At 72.2% G+C, this 17,907-nt stretch carries 17 protein-coding genes; 14 read left to right on the top strand and 3 right to left on the bottom strand.

Translation table 11 applies throughout. The features are described 5' to 3' along the window. Positions 1-120 precede the first annotated feature (120 nt). Complete coding sequence (locus tag ACFVVO_RS18595; protein ID WP_390056268.1) at positions 121-618, top strand: ATP-binding protein; 498 nt, start codon at positions 121-123, stop codon at positions 616-618. A gap of 3 nt (positions 619-621) precedes the next feature. On the opposite strand, the gene idi is transcribed toward ACFVVO_RS18595, so the two are convergent. The 3 genes from idi to galE form a co-directional block, all read right to left on the bottom strand. Beyond that, on the bottom strand, positions 622-1,215 hold the full coding sequence (idi, locus tag ACFVVO_RS18590; RefSeq protein ID WP_390056147.1) for an isopentenyl-diphosphate Delta-isomerase: 594 nt from the start codon (positions 1,213-1,215) through the stop codon (positions 622-624). Positions 1,216-1,413: 198 nt separating this feature from the next. Further along, the gene (locus ACFVVO_RS18585; protein ID WP_390056145.1) at positions 1,414-2,355 is read right to left on the bottom strand and encodes a cation diffusion facilitator family transporter; all 942 of its coding nucleotides are present in this window, start codon (positions 2,353-2,355) and stop codon (positions 1,414-1,416) included. A 158-nt stretch (positions 2,356-2,513) separates the two neighbouring features. After that, entirely contained in the window at positions 2,514-3,485 is a 972-nt protein-coding gene (galE, locus tag ACFVVO_RS18580) for a UDP-glucose 4-epimerase GalE (protein ID WP_390056143.1), read from the bottom strand. Positions 3,486-3,763: 278 nt separating this feature from the next. Between galE and ACFVVO_RS18575 the strand changes: the two genes are divergently transcribed. From ACFVVO_RS18575 to shc, 13 genes are all read left to right on the top strand, one after another. After that, positions 3,764-5,587 carry a DUF5941 domain-containing protein gene (locus ACFVVO_RS18575; protein WP_390056141.1) on the top strand — a complete coding sequence of 608 codons (1,824 nt, stop codon included), beginning with the start codon at positions 3,764-3,766 and terminating at the stop codon, positions 5,585-5,587. Further along, the gene (locus tag ACFVVO_RS18570) at positions 5,584-6,336 is read left to right on the top strand and encodes a sugar phosphate nucleotidyltransferase (RefSeq protein WP_390056139.1); all 753 of its coding nucleotides are present in this window, start codon (positions 5,584-5,586) and stop codon (positions 6,334-6,336) included. Before ACFVVO_RS18575 ends, ACFVVO_RS18570 begins: the two co-directional genes overlap by 4 nt. Then, a complete protein-coding gene (locus ACFVVO_RS18565) occupies positions 6,324-7,385 on the top strand; it encodes an iron-containing alcohol dehydrogenase family protein (RefSeq protein WP_390056137.1) in 1,062 nt (353 codons plus the stop codon). The genes ACFVVO_RS18570 and ACFVVO_RS18565 overlap by 13 nt, the downstream gene beginning before the upstream one ends. Further along, positions 7,363-8,142 (top strand): CDP-alcohol phosphatidyltransferase family protein, encoded by a 780-nt coding sequence (locus ACFVVO_RS18560; protein WP_390056135.1) that lies wholly within the window; start codon positions 7,363-7,365, stop codon positions 8,140-8,142. Before ACFVVO_RS18565 ends, ACFVVO_RS18560 begins: the two co-directional genes overlap by 23 nt. 5 nt (positions 8,143-8,147) lie before the next feature. Continuing rightward, positions 8,148-9,020, top strand: a complete 873-nt coding sequence (locus tag ACFVVO_RS18555) for a glycosyltransferase family 2 protein (protein WP_390056133.1) — start codon at positions 8,148-8,150, stop codon at positions 9,018-9,020. 94 nt (positions 9,021-9,114) lie between these two features. Then, positions 9,115-10,044: an ABC transporter permease gene (locus ACFVVO_RS18550; protein WP_390056132.1), complete on the top strand. Its 930-nt coding sequence runs from the start codon at positions 9,115-9,117 to the stop codon at positions 10,042-10,044. Beyond that, positions 10,037-10,834, top strand: a complete 798-nt coding sequence (locus ACFVVO_RS18545) for an ABC transporter ATP-binding protein (protein WP_390056130.1) — start codon at positions 10,037-10,039, stop codon at positions 10,832-10,834. The genes ACFVVO_RS18550 and ACFVVO_RS18545 overlap by 8 nt, the downstream gene beginning before the upstream one ends. A 356-nt stretch (positions 10,835-11,190) precedes the next feature. Further along, positions 11,191-12,087 carry a squalene synthase HpnC gene (gene hpnC / locus ACFVVO_RS18540; protein ID WP_390056128.1) on the top strand — a complete coding sequence of 299 codons (897 nt, stop codon included), beginning with the start codon at positions 11,191-11,193 and terminating at the stop codon, positions 12,085-12,087. Next, entirely contained in the window at positions 12,084-13,034 is a 951-nt protein-coding gene (hpnD, locus tag ACFVVO_RS18535; RefSeq protein WP_390056127.1) for a presqualene diphosphate synthase HpnD, read from the top strand. The genes hpnC and hpnD overlap by 4 nt, the downstream gene beginning before the upstream one ends. Next, complete coding sequence (locus ACFVVO_RS18530; protein WP_390056125.1) at positions 13,034-13,174, top strand: DUF6380 family protein; 141 nt, start codon at positions 13,034-13,036, stop codon at positions 13,172-13,174. Before hpnD ends, ACFVVO_RS18530 begins: the two co-directional genes overlap by 1 nt. Beyond that, the gene (hpnE, locus tag ACFVVO_RS18525) at positions 13,171-14,607 is read left to right on the top strand and encodes a hydroxysqualene dehydroxylase HpnE (RefSeq protein ID WP_390056123.1); all 1,437 of its coding nucleotides are present in this window, start codon (positions 13,171-13,173) and stop codon (positions 14,605-14,607) included. The genes ACFVVO_RS18530 and hpnE overlap by 4 nt, the downstream gene beginning before the upstream one ends. After that, positions 14,607-15,740: a polyprenyl synthetase family protein gene (locus ACFVVO_RS18520; protein ID WP_390056121.1), complete on the top strand. Its 1,134-nt coding sequence runs from the start codon at positions 14,607-14,609 to the stop codon at positions 15,738-15,740. Before hpnE ends, ACFVVO_RS18520 begins: the two co-directional genes overlap by 1 nt. 114 nt (positions 15,741-15,854) lie before the next feature. After that, positions 15,855-17,906 (top strand): squalene--hopene cyclase, encoded by a 2,052-nt coding sequence (shc, locus tag ACFVVO_RS18515; protein ID WP_390056119.1) that lies wholly within the window; start codon positions 15,855-15,857, stop codon positions 17,904-17,906. Position 17,907 lies beyond the last annotated feature (1 nt).

Genomic DNA, 17,907 nt, shown 5'->3' with positions numbered 1-17,907 from the left:
ACGCAGGCGGTCAGAACCGTTCGATACCAGCTGACTTCTGTTCAGTCCTCGAGAGCGGAGCGCATCGTTACCAACACTCGACGTGTGGTGACAATCGAGCGCGAGGGTGGCGACCGGACGATGGACGACCATGGGCGTGGGGACGGTGGCCCGCGCCCGGCGGGAGGCGCCGAGCTGCCGCCCGATCCGCTGCCGTACGAGGGAGTCTGGCGGTTCACCGCGGCCGCCGTGGACGCCTCGGTTCCGCAGGCCCGGCACGCTGTACGGGATCTGCTGCTGCGACAGGGCGTACCGGTCGGCGACGACACGGTGTACGGCCTGCTGCTGATCGTCTCCGAGCTGGTCACGAACGCGGTCCGGCACGCGGCGCTGCTGTCGCCGATGCTCGCCGTGGAGGTGGCCGTCGGCGCCGAGTGGGTGCGGGTGTCGGTGGAGGACAACCACCCCTACCGGCCCACCGCCCTGGAGGCCGACCACGGCCAGACCGGCGGCCGGGGGCTGCTGCTGGTGCGTGAGGTGGCCCGGGAGGCGGGCGGGGCCGTCGATGTGGAGCACACGGCGAGCGGCGGCAAGGTGATCTGGGCCGCCCTGCCGCTCAAGCCGGCGGCGCCGGTGTAGCGCCTACCAGCCCGCGGACTGGCCCGTCAGTTCCCTGATCGCCGGGCGGGCCGCGTCCAGCACGGTCATGAACCACGCCGAGAACGGCTCCCGGGCGTGCCGCTCGCCCAGCTCGGCCGCCGTCACGAAGGCCGTCGAGCCGACCTCTCCGGGGTCCGGCGCCAGCGGTGCCTGCACCATGCCCACGAACAGGTGGTTGAACTCCTGCTCGACCAGGCCCGAGGCCGGGTCCGGGTGGTTGTAACGGACCGTGCCCGCCTCCGCCAGCAGCGAGGGCGAGACCCCCAGCTCCTCGTGGGTCCGCCGGGCCGCCGCGGCGAACGGCGCCTCACCGGGGTACGGGTGACCGCAGCAGGTGTTGGACCACACACCGGGGGAGTGGTACTTGCCGAGCGCCCGCTGCTGGAGCAGCAGCCGGCCCTGCTCGTCGAAGAGGAAAACCGAGAACGCGCGGTGCAGCCGCCCCGGCGGCTGGTGCGCGGCGAGCTTCTCGGCCGTGCCGATCGTCACGCCCTTCTCGTCCACCAGTTCCAGCAAAATCGCCTCTGCGGTGCCGTTCGACGAGCTGTGCGTCTCGGTGGCAGGTGTGATCGGCATACCCATCCTTCGCCTCGGTCTTGCGCCCCAAGTCTGCCGTACGAATCCGGCACTCCCGGCACTTCCCTGCATGTCCGCATGTCCTGTGCGGGGCGGTGCCCGAGCGGGACCCCGGTGATTCATCGTGCCCGGCGGCTCCGGCCGGGAACCGTCCGCCGGGCTCGAACAGAAGTGCCTACGGTGTCGAGGAGCCCGCGGTCAGTGGCACAGCCGCGCCTCGTGCTCCGCGTGCCCGCCCGGCTCCAGCTGGAAGGTGCAGTGCTCCACGTCGAAGTGGTGGCCGAGGCAGCCCTGGAGCTCGTGCAGCATCTTCTCGTGGCCGATGGCGTTCAGCGCCTCCGAACTGACCACCACATGCGCGGACAGCACCGGCATGCCCGAGGTGATCGTCCAGGCGTGCAGATCGTGCACGTCCTCCACGCCGTCCAGCGCCAGGATGTGCGACCGCACCTCGGCCATGTCGACGTCCTTCGGGGCCGCCTCCAGCAGGACGTCCAGCGTCTCGCGCAGCAGCTTCACCGTCCGCGGGACGATCATCAGCCCGATGACCAGCGAGGCGATCGGGTCGGCCGCCTGCCAGCCCGTGGTCAGGATCACGGCCGCCGAGATCAGCACCGCCACGGAGCCCAGCGCGTCCGCGGCCACTTCCAGGAAGGCGGCGCGCACGTTCAGGCTCTCCTTCTGCCCGCGCATCAGCAGCAGGAGCGAGATGGAGTTCGCGACCAGGCCGAACAGGCCGAACACGATCATCAGACCGCCCTCGGTGTCCGCGGGCGTGAGGAACCGCTGGATCGCCTCGAAGAGCACGTAGCCGCCGACGCCGAGCAGCAGCAGGCAGTTGGCCAGGGCGGCGAGGATCTCGGCGCGGGCGAGGCCGAAGGTGCGGTGGGTGCTCGGCGGACGGTTGGCGAAGTGGATGGCGAGCAGCGCCATGCCCAGGCCCAGCGCGTCGGTCGCCATGTGGGCCGCGTCCGCGATCAGGGCGAGCGAGTCCGCGAGGAGACCACCGGCGATCTCCACCACCATGATCGTGAGCGTGATGCCCAGTGCCACCCGCAGCCGGCCGCGATAGGCGGCCGCGGCCGTACCCGTGGGCGGTGCATGGCCGTGCGCGTGCCCGTGGTCGTGCCCTGCCCCCATGAGAGGACCACCCTTCCGTGTTGCGCGCGTGGTCACAGTGAACTACGGGTGGGGGGTATCGGGCAACGCGGCACTGAACACCGTTGTCATCTGCCCTGACCTGCGCAAACAAGCGGCAGGTCAGGCGGTGGGCGGCTCCTTCGAGACCGTGCTCCGGCTCAGTCGCCGTGGTGCAGCAGCCAGCCCGCCCAGGCCGACTCGATCATCTCCCGTACCCCGCGCCGGGCCCGCCAGTCCAGCGCCTCGGCGGCCCGCTCGGCCGAGGCGACCGCGCGCGGCGCGTCCCCGGGCCGGCGCCCCTCCACCTGCGCGGGCCGCCGGTCGCCGGTGACCTCCCCGATGACCGTGACCATCTCCCGCACGGAGACGCCCTCGCCGCGGCCGATGTTCAGCGTCAGGTCGCCCGCGCGGTCGTCCCCGGCGAGCCGTCGGGCCGCCGCCAGATGGGCCTCGGCGAGGTCGGCGACGTGAATGTAGTCACGCACGCAGGTGCCGTCCGGCGTCGGATAGTCGTCGCCGAAGATCCGCGGGGCCTCGTCCCGGGTGAGCCGGTCGAAGACCATCGGCACGATGTTGAACACACCGGTGTCCGCGAGTTCCGGCGCGGCCGCCCCCGCCACGTTGAAGTAGCGCAGGCACACCGTGGAGATCCCGTGCGCCCGCCCGGCCGCCCGTACCAGCCACTCCCCGGCCAGCTTGGTCTCGCCGTAGGGGTTCACCGGGGCGCAGGGGGTGTCCTCGGTGATCAGGTCCACGTCCGGATTGCCGTACACGGCCGCGGACGAGGAGAACAGCAGCCGTCCGATCCCCGCCCCGGCGATCGCGTCCAGCAGCGTGGCCAGGCCGCCCACGTTCTCCCGGTAGTAGCGGGTGGGCTGCGCCACGGACTCGGCGACCTGCTTGCGCGCCGCGAGATGCACCACACCCGTCACGCCGTACTCAGCGAAGACCCGCTTGAGCAGGTCCCCGTCCAGCGTCGAGCCCTCGACGAGCGGGACACTCGCCGGGAGCCGCGCGGGCACGGCTGCCGACAGGTCGTCCAGCGCCACGACGCTCTCGCCGGCGCCGGTCATGGCCCGTGCCACGTGCGCCCCGATGTATCCGGCTCCGCCGGTGATCAGCCAGGTCATGGTCGCCCACCCTATGCCGAACCGGGCATGTGTCCGCGATGCCGGAGGATGCCCGGGTCTGCGCCGCGCGGTTTGTGGGGCGGGCCCCGCATCCCCGATGATGATCGCGGCAAAGGAGCGGGCAGCCCCCGTGGACCGGGCCGTGAACGGCCGATGAACACGGGCTTCCGCCCATCCGATAGCCTCTGCCGACATGCCGCCCGGGTGCCACAGGCAGGGGCGCCCCACCACGCAGAAGACCGGCGCCCCCGCGCCGGCACCCAGGGAGTGAGTTTCGGTTGTCGACCGCCATCGTCACCGGTCAGCCGGTCCCCGGATCGTCGCTCGAGAACGATCTGCGGTCCCTCGGCTTCGACGTGCGCGTGGCCGCTGACGCCGCCGAGACGGAGACCCTGCTCGCCGCCGTACCCGCCGGTCTGCGCGTGGCCCTGATCGACGCCCGCTTCGTCGGCCACCCGCACGCCCTGCGCCTCGGCCTCACCGACCCGCGCTTCCCGCTCGCGGCCGTGCCCGGAGCCGTCACCGCCCAGCCGGAAGCCCGCCAGGCACTGACCCGGGCGCTGGCCCGCGAGACCGCCGCGGGCGGCGGCACCGCGGGTGGGGGCGCCCCCGCGCGAGCGAAGTCGAGCGTGGGGGACGTCGAATCCATCGCCGACCGCGTAGCCGCCGCGCTCGACGCCGACGACGCCGGTGTGCACCACCCCGAGCTGGGCAGCCTGGTCGCCGCCGTCCCGGCCGACCCGCAGGCCCGCAACGAGGCACGGCAGGCCGTCGCCGCCGTGGACGACGAGGCCGTACGCCTGAGGTCGGCCGTGAAGTCCCGCGACGGCTTCTTCACCACGTTCTTCATCAGCCCGTACTCGCGCTACATCGCCCGCTGGTGCGCCCGCCGGGGCCTGACCCCCAACCAGGTCACCACCGCCTCGCTGCTCACCGCCCTGATAGCCGCGGGCTGCGCGGCGACCGGCACCCGGACCGGCTTCGTCGCGGCCGGCGTCCTGCTGATCGCCTCGTTCGTGCTGGACTGCACCGACGGCCAGCTCGCCCGCTACGCCCTGAAGTACTCCACGCTCGGCGCCTGGCTCGACGCCACCTTCGACCGGGCCAAGGAGTACGCCTACTACGCCGGCCTCGCCCTCGGCGCGGCCCGCGGCGGCGACGACGTCTGGGCCCTGGCGCTGGGCGCGATGATCCTGCAGACCTGCCGGCACGTCGTGGACTTCTCCTTCAACGAGGCCAACCACGACGCCACCGCCAACACCAGCCCCACCGCCGCCCTCTCCGACAAGCTGGACAGCGTCGGCTGGACGGTCTGGGTGCGCCGGATGATCGTCCTGCCGATCGGCGAGCGCTGGGCGATGATCGCCGTTCTCACCGCGGTCACCACCCCGCGCATCACCTTCTACGTGCTGCTCGCCGGCTGCGCCTTCGCCGCGACGTACACCACGGCCGGCCGCGTGCTGCGCTCGGTTACCCGCAAGGCGATCCGCACCGACCGGGCGGCCCAGGCGCTGGCCGACCTCGCCGACAACGGCCCGCTCGCCTCGTATGTGGCACGTGCCACCCGGGTCCGCCTCGGCGCCCCGCTGCTGGTGGCCCTGGCCGGCACCGCCGTGCTGGCCGTCTCCCTCTTCTCCGGTGTGACCTGGGCGCCCGTCGCCGGTGCCGCGGTCTACGCCGTCACCGCGGGTCAGGCCCTGTACCGCCCCCTCAAGGGCGCCCTCGACTGGCTGCTCCCGCCGCTGTTCCGCGCCGCCGAGTACGGCACCGTGCTGGTACTGGCGGCCCACGCGGACGTGAACGGAGCCCTTCCAGCGGCTTTCGGCCTGGTGGCGGCCGTCGCCTACCATCACTACGACACGGTGTACCGCATCCGCGGCAACGCCGGAGCGCCCCCGGCCTGGCTGGTGCGCGCCATCGGGGGGCACGAGGGGCGGACGCTGCTCGTCACCGTCCTGGCCGCGGTGCTCACCGCCTCGCAGTTCAAGGCCGCGCTCACGGTCCTCGCCGTGGCCGTCGCCCTGCTGGTGCTCGTGGAGAGCATCCGCTTCTGGGTGTCCGCAGGGGCGCCCGCCGTACACGACGAAGGAGAACCCGCATGATCGGCCTCGTGCTGGCGGCCGGCGCCGGACGGCGTCTGCGCCCCTACACCGACAGCCTTCCCAAGGCTCTGGTGCCGGTGGGTCCCGCGGGCATAGAGGGCGAGCCGACGGTCCTGGACCTCACCCTCGGCAACTTCGCCGAGATCGGCCTGACCGAGGTCGCGATCATCGTCGGCTACCGCAAGGAAGCCGTGTACGACCGCAAGACGGCCCTCGAGGAGAAGTACGGCCTCAAGCTCACCCTCATCGACAACGACAAGGCCGAGGAGTGGAACAACGCCTACTCCCTGTGGTGCGGCCGTGACGCCCTCAAGGACGGCGTGATCCTCGCCAACGGCGACACCGTGCACCCGGTCTCGGTGGAGCACACGCTGCTCGCCGCCCGTGGCGAGGGCAAGCGGATCATCCTCGCGCTGGACACCGTGAAGTCCCTCGCGGACGAGGAGATGAAGGTCGTCGTGGACCCCGCCAAGGGCGTCCAGAAGATCACCAAGCTCATGGACCCCGCCGAGGCCACCGGTGAGTACATCGGCGTCACCCTCATCGAGGGCGACGCGGCCCCCGAGCTGGCCGACGCGCTGAAGACGGTCTTCGAGACCGACCCCCAGCAGTTCTACGAGCACGGCTACCAGGAGCTGGTGAACCGCGGCTTCCGGATCGACGTCGCGCCGATCGGCGACGTGCAGTGGGTGGAGATCGACAACCACGACGATCTCGCCCGCGGACGGGAGATCGCGTGCCAGTACTGACCCGGCTGATCCCCTCGCCGCTGGTCGTGGACATCCGCCCGGGTGCCCTCGACGACCTGGCCGGGGTCCTCGCCGACGAGCGCATCTCGCAGTCCGGCCGGCTCGCCGTCGCCGTCAGCAACGGCTCGGGCGCCCGGCTGCGCGAGCGCCTCGCCCCCTCGCTGCCCGGCGCCACCTGGTACGAGGTCGGCGGCGGCACCATCGACGACGCGGTCCGGCTGGCGAGCGACATAAAGGCCGGCCACTACGACGCCGTCGTCGGACTCGGCGGCGGAAAGATCATCGACTGCGCCAAGTTCGCCGCCGCGCGCGTCGGGCTGCCGCTGGTCGCCGTCGCCACCAACCTCGCGCACGACGGTCTGTGCTCGCCGGTCGCGACCCTCGACAACGACGCGGGCCGCGGCTCGTACGGTGTGCCGAACCCGATCGCGGTCGTCATCGACCTCAACGTGATCCGTGAGGCGCCGGTCCGCTTCGTGCGTTCCGGCATCGGCGACGCCATCTCCAACATCTCCGCCGTCGCGGACTGGGAGCTGGCCAACCGGGTCAACGGCGAGAAGATCGACGGTCTCGCCGCCGCCATGGCCCGGCAGGCCGGCGAGTCGGTGCTCAGGCACCCCGGCGGCGTCGGCGACGACGGCTTCCTGCAGGTGCTGGCCGAGGCCCTCGTCCTCACCGGCATCGCCATGTCCGTCTCCGGCGACTCCCGCCCCTCCTCCGGGGCCTGCCACGAGATCAACCACGCCTTCGACCTGCTCTACCCGAAGCGGGCGGCCGCCCACGGCGAGCAGTGCGGCATCGGCGCCGCCTTCGCGATGTACCTGCGCGGAGCGCACGAGGAGGCGGCGTACATGGCCCGCGTCCTGCGCCGGCACGGGCTTCCGGTGCTGCCGGAGGAGATCGGCTTCTCGGTGGACGAGTTCGTCCGCGCCGTGGAGTTCGCTCCGGAGACCAGGCCCGGCCGCTACACGATCCTCGAACACCTCGACCTCAAGACGAACCAGATCAAGGACACCTACGCCGACTATGTCAAGGCCATCGGTAGCTGAACTCCGTCCGGTCGTCCACCCCGTCGGGGTGAAGGACCGGCGCAGCGGTGAGCACTGGGGAGGACGCCTCTACATGCGAGAGGTGTCCCTGCGCGTCGACCGCTACCTGGTGAACACCCGGGTCACGCCCAACCAGCTCACGTACCTGATGACCCTCTGCGGGGTGCTCGCGGCCCCGGCGCTGCTGGTGCCGGGGATCGCGGGCGCCGTGCTCGGCGTGGTCGCCACCCAGCTGTACCTGCTGCTGGACTGCGTCGACGGTGAGGTCGCCCGCTGGAAGCAGCAGTACTCGCTCAGCGGGGTCTACCTGGACCGGGTCGGTGCCTACCTCACCGACGCGGCCGTCCTGGTCGGCCTCGGGCTGCGCGCCGCCGACGTGTGGGGCAGCGGCCGGATCGACTGGCTGTGGGCCTTCCTCGGCACGCTCGCCGCGCTGGGCGCCATCCTGATCAAGGCCGAGACCGACCTGGTCGGCGTCGCCCGCCACCAGGCCGGGAAGCCGCCGGTCCAGGACGCGGCGGCCGAGCCGCGCTCCTCCGGCGTGGCGCTGGCCCGCCGGGCCGCCTCGGCGCTGAAGTTCCACCGGCTGATCCTCGGCATCGAGGCCGCGCTGCTGATCCTGGTCCTGGCGATCGCCGACCAGATCCACGGCGACCTGTTCTTCACCCGGCTCGGCACCGCCGTCCTCGCGGGCATCGCCCTGCTGCAGACCGTGCTGCACCTGGTGTCCATCCTGGCGTCCAGCAGGCTGAGGTGAGTGCCATGAAGATCGGCGCGGTCATCATCACCATGGGCAACCGGCCCGAGGAGCTGCGGGCACTGCTCGACTCCGTCGCCAAGCAGGACGGCGACCCCGTCGAGGTGGTCGTCGTCGGCAACGGCTCGCCCGTCCCGGACGTCCCCGAGGGCGTCCGGACCGTGGAACTGCCCGAGAACCTGGGCATCCCCGGTGGCCGCAACGTCGGCATAGCGGCCTTCGGGCCGGCCGGCCGTGATGTCGACGTATTGCTCTTCCTGGACGACGACGGCCTGCTGGCCCGCCATGACACGGCCGAGCTGTGCCGTGCGGCCTTCGCGGCCGACCCGGAGCTCGGCATCATCAGCTTCCGCATCGCCGACCCCGAGACCGGCGAGACCCAGCGCCGGCACGTGCCCCGGCTGCGTGCCTCCGACCCGATGCGCTCCTCCCGGGTCACCACCTTCCTCGGCGGCGCCAACGCCGTGCGCACCCGGGTCTTCGCCGACGCCGGCGTCCTCCCGGACGAGTTCTTCTACGCCCACGAGGAGACCGATCTGGCCTGGCGGGCCCTCGACGCCGGCTGGATGATCGACTACCGGTCCGACATGGTGCTCTACCACCCGACGACCGCGCCCTCGCGGCACGCGGTGTACCACCGTATGGTCGCCCGCAACCGGGTCTGGCTGGCCCGCCGCAACCTCCCCGCCCTCCTGGTCCCGGTGTACCTCGGGGTCTGGCTGCTGCTCACGCTGCTGCGCCGGCCCTCGGGACCGGCCCTGAAGGCCTGGTTCGGCGGCTTCAAGGAAGGGTGGACCAGCGCCTGCGGACCCCGGCGCCCGATGCGCTGGCGTACGGTGTGGCGGCTGACCCGACTGGGCCGGCCCCCGGTGATCTGAGAAGCTCGACCGTACGGGCCCGCGCCCGCGGCCGGGTCCGCCGCCCTTGAGGCGCAACCGTGCAAGACGTACTCGAAGACGAAAGCTTCCACCCGTGAGTGAGACAACGCATGACGCCGGAGTCGCGGTGACCGCGGCCCCGTCGCCCGACGAGGGGCTGACGGCGGCCGAGCTCGCCGCCAAGTACGGACTCGCCGTGAGCGGCGCCCGGCCCTCGCTCGCCGAGTACGTGCGCCAGCTGTGGGGGCGCCGCCACTTCATCCTCGCCTTCTCCCAGGCGAAGCTGACCGCGCAGTACAGCCAGGCCAAGCTGGGCCAGCTGTGGCAGGTGGCGACCCCGCTGCTGAACGCGGCGGTCTACTACTTCATCTTCGGCGTCATCCTGCACGCGAGCCGCGGCATGTCACAGGACGTGTACATCCCGTTCCTGGTCACGGGCGTGTTCGTGTTCACGTTCACGCAGAGCTCGGTCATGACCGGGGTCCGCGCGATCTCCGGCAACCTGGGCCTGGTGCGCGCCCTGCACTTCCCACGCGCCTCGCTGCCCGTCTCCTTCTCGCTGCAGCAGCTCCAGCAGCTGCTGTTCTCGATGATCGTGATGTTCGTCGTGGCGATCGGGTTCGGCAGCTACCCGGGCCTGTCCTGGCTGCTGATCGTCCCGGTACTGGTGCTGCAGTTCCTGTTCAACACCGGTCTCGCGCTGATCGTCGCCCGCCTGGGCGCCAAGACCCCGGACCTCGCCCAGCTGATGCCGTTCGTCCTGCGCACCTGGATGTACGCCTCCGGTGTCATGTTCTCCATCAGCAAGATGATGGAGGGCCGCTCCGAGTGGGTGGTCCGGCTGCTGCAGGTCAACCCGGCCGCGGTCTACATGGACCTGATGCGCTTCGCGCTGATCGACGGGTACGACGCCTCGAACCTGCCGCCCCACGTGTGGGCCATCGCCCTGTTCTGGGCCGTGATCGCCTTCGCCGGCGGCTTCGTGTACTTCTGGAAGGCGGAGGAGAGGTACGGCCGTGGCTGAGACCAACCCCCAGGACACCCCGGACCCGCGCCCGACCGTCATCGCGGACGAACTGCACATCGTCTACCGGGTCAACGGCGCCAGGACCGGCAAGGGCAGCGCCACCGCGGCCCTCAGCCGCATACTCAAGCGCGGCTCCGACGACGGGGCGCGTGGCGTGCGCAAGGTGCACGCGGTCCGCGGCGTCTCCTTCGTCGCCCGCCGCGGCGAGGCGATCGGCCTGATCGGATCCAACGGCTCCGGCAAGTCCACGCTGCTGCGCGCCATCGCCGGACTGCTCCCCGCCGAGAGCGGCAAGGTCTACACCGAGGGCCAGCCCTCCCTGCTCGGCGTCAACGCCGCCCTGATGAACGACCTCACCGGTGAGCGCAACGTCATCCTCGGCGGGCTCGCCATGGGCATGTCCCGCGAGCAGGTCAAGGAGCGCTACCAGGACATCGTCGACTTCTCCGGGATCAACGAGAAGGGCGACTTCATCACCCTGCCGATGCGGACCTACTCCTCCGGCATGGCGGCCCGGCTGCGCTTCTCCATCGCCGCCGCCAAGGACCACGACGTCCTCATGATCGACGAGGCGCTGGCCACCGGTGACCGCAAGTTCCAGAAGCGCTCGGAGGCGCGGATCCGGGAACTGCGCAAGGAGGCCGGCACGGTCTTCCTGGTCAGCCACAACAACAAGTCCATCCGCGACACCTGCGACCGCGTCCTGTGGCTGGAACGCGGCGAGCTGCGCATGGACGGACCCACCGAAGAGGTCCTCAAGGAGTACGAGAAGTTCACGGGCAAGTGACCCGTTTCGGCCAGGGCCCCGCGGAACCTCTCCGGCGGGGCCCTGCGTCTGCGAAGGAAACGTCAACTCGCGCATGACGTAGGAATCTTGACGGCAATCGTGTGTTGTTGAGATGCGCCGGACACCCCGCCGGTCCAAGCCGCGTTCTACAACGTAAGCTGTACCGGTCCCGGAAAGCGGCAAGTGGGGCGATAATGCGCGACACCCTCCACCGGGCGCCCGGCGGAGGGCCAGGCGGCGTGTCCGAAATAGTGTGTATCGGATCGGCAGTGTAGAACGGGAGATGTGACGGCAATGGCTACGGAAACTCCCCAGCTCAGCGCAGCGTGTGCCGTTCACGCCCCGGGCAGCCCGCGGTGACGGGAACCAGCACGGCGCCGGACCTGGAGCGCGCCACCCTGGACAAGGCCGCGAGCGAGAACTTCCCCGTGGCCCCCTTCTTTCTGCCCCGGACCTGGCGCGACGACCTCATGGCCGTGTACGGCTTCGCCCGCCTGGTGGACGACATCGGCGACGGCGACCTGGCCCCAGGGGGCGCCGACGCCCGCGCCCTCGGCGTGCCGCCCGCCGAGGCCGGGGACCGGCTGGTCCTCCTCGACGCCTTCGAGGCCGATCTGCGCCGGGTCTTCGACGGCACCCCGCGCCACCCGCTGCTGCGCCGCCTGCAGCGCACGGCACGCCGCCGCTCCCTCACCCCCGAGCCGTTCCTCGGCCTGATCGCCGCCAACCGCCAGGACCAGCTGGTGCGGCGCTACGAGACCTACGCCGACCTCCTCGCCTACTGCGAGCTGTCCGCGAACCCCGTCGGCCGCCTCGTCCTCGCCGTCACCGGCACCGCGACCCCCGAGCGGATCCGGCTGTCCGACGCGATCTGCACCGCGCTGCAGATCGTCGAGCACCTCCAGGACGTCGCGGAGGACCTCGGCCGCGACCGGATCTATCTGCCGGCCCAGGACATGAAGCGTTTCCACGTCCAGGAAACCGACCTCGCCGCGAAAACCGCGAGCGCTTCGGTGCGCGCCCTGGTTGCATATGAAGCACAACGCGCCCGCGATCTGCTGAATGAAGGCGCCCCCCTGGTGGGTAGCGTCCACGGCAGGTTGAAGCTACTGCTCGCGGGGTTCGTGGCGGGGGGAAGGGCGGCGGTCCGGGCGATCGCCGCCGCCGAATACGACGTACTTCCCGGCCCGCCCAAGCCCGGCAAGGTCCAGTTGCTGCGTGAGGCGGGCGCGACTCTGCGAGGAGAGGGGTGATCCGGACCGTGGAGTCTGTGCCGCGCGTGTCCGCACCGGTACTCGCCGCCTACGGCTACTGCGAGGCCGTCACCGGGCAGCAGGCCCGCAACTTCGCCTACGGCATCCGGCTGCTGCCGACGCCCAAGCGGCGCGCCATGTCGGCGCTGTACGCGTTCTCCCGGCGTGTCGACGACATCGGCGACGGCGACCTGCCGGGCGAGGTGAAGGTCGCGCGGCTCGAGGACACCCGGGAACTGCTCACCCGGATCCGCGCCGGCGAGGTCGAGGAGGACCACACCGACCCGGTGGCGGTGGCCCTCGCCCATGCCGCGCGCGCCTTCCCGATCCCGCTCGGCGGCCTGGACGAGCTGATCGACGGCGTCCAGATGGACGTGCGCGGCGAGACCTACGAGACCTGGGACGACCTGAAGGTCTACTGCCGCTGCGTGGCCGGCGCCATCGGCCGCCTCTCGCTCGGCGTTTTCGGTACGGAACCGGGCGCGCGCGGCGCCGAGCGCGCCCCCGAGTACGCCGACACGCTGGGCCTCGCGCTCCAGCTCACCAACATCCTCCGGGACGTCCGTGAGGACGCCCAGGGCGGGCGCACCTATCTGCCCGCCGACGACCTGGCCAAGTTCGGCTGCTCGGCCGGGTTCGACGGGCCCACTCCACCGCAGGGCTCCGACTTCGCCGGCCTCGTGCACTTCGAAGTGCGGCGGGCCCGCGCCCTTTTCGCCGAGGGCTACCGGCTCCTCCCCATGCTCGACCGGCGCAGCGGCGCCTGCGTGGCCGCCATGGCCGGCATCTACCGCCGGCTGCTGGACCGGATCGAGCGCGACCCCGAGGCCGTGCTGCGCGGCCGGGTCTCGCTGCCCGGACGCGAGAAGGCCTACGTCGCCGTGCGCGGACTGTCCGGCCTCGACACCCGGCACGTCTCCCGGCGGGCCGTCAGGAGGCGCGCCTGATGGGCTCCCAGGAACCGTCCGGCTCCGACGATCCGGCGCGACGGGCAACCCTGCGCTGCGGCGTGGCGTCCCTGACTGCGACGGCCGACCGTGCACCGTTCATCCAGCACGGCCGGCACGCACGGAAGGACGCAGGATGAGCGACGGCTCCCGCGCCGTACAGGCGCACGCCGGTGCCCGGGCACCGGAGGCCCTGGCGCGGCGCACCGCCGTCGTCGTCGGCGGCGGTCTCGCCGGCGTCACCGCGGCGCTCGCGCTCGCCGACGCGGGCGTCGACGTCACGCTCGTCGAAGGCAGACCCAGGCTGGGCGGACTCGCCTTCTCCTTCCAGCGCGGCGAGTTGACCGTCGACAACGGCCAGCACGTGTACCTGCGCTGCTGCACCGCCTACCGCTGGTTCCTCGACCGGATCGAGGGCGCGGCGCTGGCACCGCTGCAGGACCGCCTGGACGTGCCCGTCGTCGACGTCGCGAAGCCCGAGGGCAGACGCCTCGGCCGGCTGCGGCGCGACCCGCTGCCCGTCCCCCTCCACCTGGGGCGCAGCCTGGCCACCTACCCGCACCTCTCGCTCGCCGAGCGCGCCGCCGTCGGGCGCGCCGCGCTCGCGCTCAAGGGGCTAGACCTCGCCGATCCGGCCCTGGACGCCCAGGACTTCGGCAGCTGGCTGGCCGCGCACGGCCAGTCGGCGCGCGCCGTCGAGGCCCTCTGGGACCTGGTCGGGGTCGCCACCCTCAACGCGGTCGCGGGCGACGCCTCACTGGGGCTCGCCGCGATGGTGTTCAAGACCGGTCTGCTGTCCGACCCGGGCGCGGCCGACATCGGCTGGGCCGGTGTCCCGCTGGGCGAACTGCACGACCGGCTGGCCCGCAAGGCGCTCGACTCCGCGGGCGTCCGTACCGAGGTCCGTACACGCGTCACCTCCGTCTCCCTCAACGAGAACGGAGGCTGGAGCGTTCAGGTTCCCGGCGAAACGCTCCGGGCCGACGCGGTCGTCCTCGCCGTGCCCCAGCGCGAGACGCACGACCTGCTGCCGCCCGGCGCCCTCGACGCCCCGGGGCGGCTGCTGGAGATCGGCACCGCGCCCATCCTCAACGTGCACGTCGTCTACGACCGCCCGGTGCTCGCCCGGCCCTTCCTCGCCGCCCTCGGCACCCGCGTGCAGTGGGTCTTCGACCGTACCGCCGCCTCCGGGCTGCGCGAGGGCCAGTACCTCGCGGTGTCCCAGTCGGCCGCGCGGGACGACATCGACGAACCGGTCGCCGTGCTCCGTGAGCGCTACCTGCCCGAGCTGGAGCGGCTGATCCCCGGTACGCGCGACGCCTTGGTGAAGGACTTCTTCGTGACCCGGGAGCGCACGGCGACGTTCGCCCCCACCCCCGGCGTCGGCCGGCTGCGGCCCGGCGCCCGCACCAAGGCCCCCGGCCTGTACCTGGCCGGAGCGTGGACCGCCACCGGGTGGCCCGCGACCATGGAGAGTGCGGTCCGCAGCGGCGTGAGCGCGGCCGACGCGGCGCTGAGCGCCCTGGGCCGGCCCCGCCCCGCCCGCCTCTTCGCGTTCGAGGAGGCGGCCTGATGACCGAGCGACACGCGGCGGGCCCCCGCACCCCCGGTACCGCAACAACAGGAGAGACTGTGCCCACTGTGCCCCCCGCCTCGACGGCCGACTCGAGGACCGCGGTGGACGTGACCGCGCTGCTGGAGCGCGGCCGCACCCTGGCCACCCCGGTCCTGCGCGCCGCCGTCGACCGCCTGGCGCCGCCCATGGACACCGTCGCCGCCTACCACTTCGGCTGGATCGACGCCGCGGGCAACCCTGCCGACGGGGACGGCGGCAAGGCCGTCCGCCCCGCCCTCGCCGTGCTCTCCGCCGAGGTCACCGGCGCCGCCCCCGAGGTGGGTGTCCCCGGCGCGGTCGCCGTCGAACTCGTCCACAACTTCTCGCTGCTGCACGACGATTTGATGGACGGCGACGAGCAGCGCCGGCACCGCGACACCGTCTGGAAGGTGCACGGCCCCGCCCAGGCCATCCTGGTCGGCGACGCCCTGTTCGCCCTCGGCAACGAGGTCCTGCTGGAGCTCGGCACCGTCGAGGCCGGCCGCGCCACCCGCCGGCTGACCACCGCCACCCGCGCCCTGATCGACGGTCAGGCGCAGGACATCTCCTACGAGCACCGCGACCGCGTCAGCGTCGAGGAGTGCCTGGAGATGGAGGGCAACAAGACCGGCGCGCTGCTCGCCTGTGCCTCCTCGATCGGCGCGGTCCTCGGCGGCGCGGACGACGCCACCGCCGACGCGCTGGAGCGCTACGGCTACCACCTCGGCCTCGCCTTCCAGGCCGTCGACGACCTCCTCGGTATCTGGGGCGACCCGGAGGCCACCGGCAAGCAGACCTGGAGCGACCTGCGCCAGCGCAAGAAGTCCCTGCCGGTGGTGGCCGCGCTCGCGGCGGGCGGCGACGCCTCCGAGCGGCTCGGCGAGATCCTCGCCGCCGACGCCAAGAGCAGCGACTTCGAGAACTTCTCCGAGGAGGAGTTCGCGGCCCGGGCGGCCCTCATCGAGGAGGCGGGCGGCCGCGAGTGGACGGCCGGGGAGGCGCGCCGGCAGCACGCGATCGCCGTCGAGGCCCTCGACGCCGTCCACATGCCCGACCGGGTGAGGGCCGCCTTCACGGCGCTCGCCGATTTCGTCGTCGTACGGAAGAGATGATCACTATCGGTCGAATAACCCTCGCGTAGTCGCCGGCCGGTGTCGCGGATGACGGCACCGGCCGACGGCGGACCCACAGCAGCACGACTCGCACGACTGCACGAAGGGGAAGCCATGACAGCGACGACCGACGGAAGCACCGGAGCGACCATGCCGCCCCGCGCTGCCGCGGCCAGCGAAACAGACATCACCACCCCCGAGGCGGCCGGGGTACCAGAAGCCGCCGAACGCGCCGCGCGCCGCGCCACCGACTTCCTGCTCGCCCGCCAGGACGCCCAGGGCTGGTGGAAGGGCGACCTCGAGACGAACGTCACCATGGACGCCGAGGACCTGCTGCTCCGTCAGTTCCTGGGCATCCTGGACGAGGAGACGACGCGGGCCGCCGCCCTGTTCATCCGGGGCGAGCAGCGCCCGGACGGTACCTGGGCCACCTTCTACGGCGGCCCCGGCGAACTGTCCACCACCATCGAGGCGTACGTCGCCCTGCGCCTGGCCGGCGACGCGCCCGACGCCCCGCACATGGCGAAGGCCTCGGCCTGGGTCCGAGAGCACGGCGGTATCGCCGCCTCCCGGGTCTTCACCCGTATCTGGCTCGCCCTGTTCGGCTGGTGGAAATGGGAGGACCTGCCCGAACTCCCGCCGGAACTGATCTACTTCCCCCACTGGATGCCGCTCAACATCTACGACTTCGGGTGCTGGGCCCGGCAGACCATCGTCCCGCTGACCATCGTCTCGGCCAAGCGCCCCGTCCGCCCGGCCCCCTTCCCGCTGGACGAGCTGCACACCGACCCGGCCGACCCCCACCCCGTCAAGCCCCTGGCACCGGTGGCGAGTTGGGACGGCGCCTTCCAGCGCCTCGACAAGGCGCTGCACCAACTGCGCAAGGTCGTCCCGCGCCGGCTGCGCAGGGCCGCGATGAACTCCGCCGCCCGCTGGATCATCGAGCGGCAGGAGAACGACGGCTGCTGGGGCGGCATCCAGCCCCCGGCCGTGTACTCGGTCATCGCCCTGCGCCTGCTCGGCTACGACCTCCAGCACCCGGTGATGCGCGAGGGTCTCGCCTCGCTGGACCGCTTCGCGGTGTGGCGCGAGGACGGCGCCCGGATGATCGAGGCCTGCCAGTCCCCGGTGTGGGACACCTGCCTCGCCACCATCGCGCTGGCCGACGCGGGCCTGCCGATCGACCATCCGCAACTGGTCAGGGCGGCCGACTGGATGCTGGGCGAGGAGATCGTCCGGCCCGGCGACTGGGCCGTGAAGCGACCCCAACTGCCGCCCGGCGGCTGGGCGTTCGAGTTCCACAACGACAACTACCCGGACATCGACGACACCGCGGAGGTCGCCCTGGCGCTGCGCCGGGTCCGGCACCACGACCCCGAGCGCGTGGACCACGCCATCGGGCGCGCGGTGCGCTGGAACCTGGGGATGCAGTCGAGGAACGGCGCGTGGGGCGCTTTCGACGCCGACAACACCAGTCCGTTCCCCAACCGGCTGCCGTTCTGCGACTTCGGCGAGGTAATCGACCCGCCGTCCGCTGACGTCACCGCCCACGTCGTCGAGATGCTCGCCGCCGAGGGCCTGGCCCACGATCCACGCACCCGGCGCGGCATCGACTGGCTGCTCGCCGAACAGGAGCCGGACGGCTCGTGGTTCGGGCGCTGGGGCGTCAACTACCTGTACGGCACCGGCTCCGTGGTGCCCGCGCTGACCGCGGCCGGCCTGCCCGGCTCCCACCCGGCGATCCGGCGGGCGGTGGCCTGGCTGGAGAAGGTGCAGAACGACGACGGCGGCTGGGGCGAGGACCTGCGCTCCTACAAGCACGTCAAGGAGTGGAGCGGCCGCGGCGCCTCCACCGCCTCGCAGACCGGCTGGGCGCTGATGGCGCTGCTCGCGGCGGGGGAGCGGGACTCGGAGGCCGTGGAACGCGGCATCCAGTGGCTGGCCGCGACCCAGCGGGAGGACGGCTCCTGGGACGAGCCGTACTTCACCGGCACCGGCTTCCCCTGGGACTTCTCCATCAACTACCACCTCTACCGCCAGGTGTTCCCGCTCACCGCGCTCGGCCGCTACCTGCACGGCGACCCCTTCGAGCGGCCGCCGCTCGCCCGGGTCAGGAGGTCCCACTCCGACGGCAGGAAGCCGCTGCCCGAGGCCACGGTGAGCTGAG

Origin of the sequence: Streptomyces sp. NPDC058145 (assembly GCF_042884245.1) — a bacterium.
Taxonomy (GTDB): Bacteria; Actinomycetota; Actinomycetes; order Streptomycetales; family Streptomycetaceae; genus Streptomyces.
This window is presented reverse-complemented; position numbering and strand designations above follow the sequence as displayed.

What these genes read in the sequence shown, in the direction of transcription:
- ACFVVO_RS18595 (WP_390056268.1), top strand. Translation starts at nt 121, where the DNA reads ATGGACGACCATGGGCGTGGGGACGGTGGCCCGCGCCCGGCGGGAGGC.
- idi (WP_390056147.1), bottom strand. Translation starts at nt 1,215, where the DNA reads ATGCCGATCACACCTGCCACCGAGACGCACAGCTCGTCGAACGGCACC.
- ACFVVO_RS18585 (WP_390056145.1), bottom strand. Translation starts at nt 2,355, where the DNA reads ATGGGGGCAGGGCACGACCACGGGCACGCGCACGGCCATGCACCGCCC.
- galE (WP_390056143.1), bottom strand. Translation starts at nt 3,485, where the DNA reads ATGACCTGGCTGATCACCGGCGGAGCCGGATACATCGGGGCGCACGTG.
- ACFVVO_RS18570 (WP_390056139.1), top strand. Translation starts at nt 5,584, where the DNA reads ATGATCGGCCTCGTGCTGGCGGCCGGCGCCGGACGGCGTCTGCGCCCC.
- ACFVVO_RS18560 (WP_390056135.1), top strand. Translation starts at nt 7,363, where the DNA reads ATGTCAAGGCCATCGGTAGCTGAACTCCGTCCGGTCGTCCACCCCGTC.
- ACFVVO_RS18555 (WP_390056133.1), top strand. Translation starts at nt 8,148, where the DNA reads ATGAAGATCGGCGCGGTCATCATCACCATGGGCAACCGGCCCGAGGAG.
- ACFVVO_RS18530 (WP_390056125.1), top strand. Translation starts at nt 13,034, where the DNA reads ATGGGCTCCCAGGAACCGTCCGGCTCCGACGATCCGGCGCGACGGGCA.
- hpnE (WP_390056123.1), top strand. Translation starts at nt 13,171, where the DNA reads ATGAGCGACGGCTCCCGCGCCGTACAGGCGCACGCCGGTGCCCGGGCA.
- ACFVVO_RS18520 (WP_390056121.1), top strand. Translation starts at nt 14,607, where the DNA reads ATGACCGAGCGACACGCGGCGGGCCCCCGCACCCCCGGTACCGCAACA.
- shc (WP_390056119.1), top strand. Translation starts at nt 15,855, where the DNA reads ATGACAGCGACGACCGACGGAAGCACCGGAGCGACCATGCCGCCCCGC.